This window comes from Pseudomonas sp. Ma2-10 (assembly GCF_054330215.1).
On sequence record NZ_JBTEYL010000096.1, the window covers coordinates 1 to 359 of the forward strand.

Consider the following 359-nt stretch of genomic DNA (forward strand, 5'->3'; position numbering starts at 1 on the left):
TTTTCTCCTAATCGGATCAAGGAAATTTTAAGTGAAGACATCGCGTTTTTCGGATAGCCAAATCATGGCCGTCCTCAAGCAAGCCGAGGCTGGAAGTCCTGTGCCAGAGCTGTGCCGCGAGCACGGTATCAGCTCGGCCACCTTCTACAAGTGGCGCACCAAGTTCGGCGGTATGGACGCATCGCTGATGGCTCGGTTGCGCGAACTGGAGGAGGAGAACCGGCGCCTCAAAAAAATGTACGCCGAAGAGCGTCTCAAAGCTGAAATTATCCAGGAAGCCATGGCAAAAAAGTGGTGAAGCCATCGCGGCGACGAGAGATGGCGCAGGAAGCAGTTCATTCAGGTCGGTGTAGTATCAA

1 pseudogene is annotated in these 359 nt (G+C 53.5%); it reads left to right on the top strand.

Annotation, left to right across the window (positions count from 1 at the left end):
• Positions 1-31: 31 nt before the first annotated feature.
• Positions 32-359: pseudogene (locus ACXPVS_RS27465) on the top strand (transposase); the annotation flags it as partial.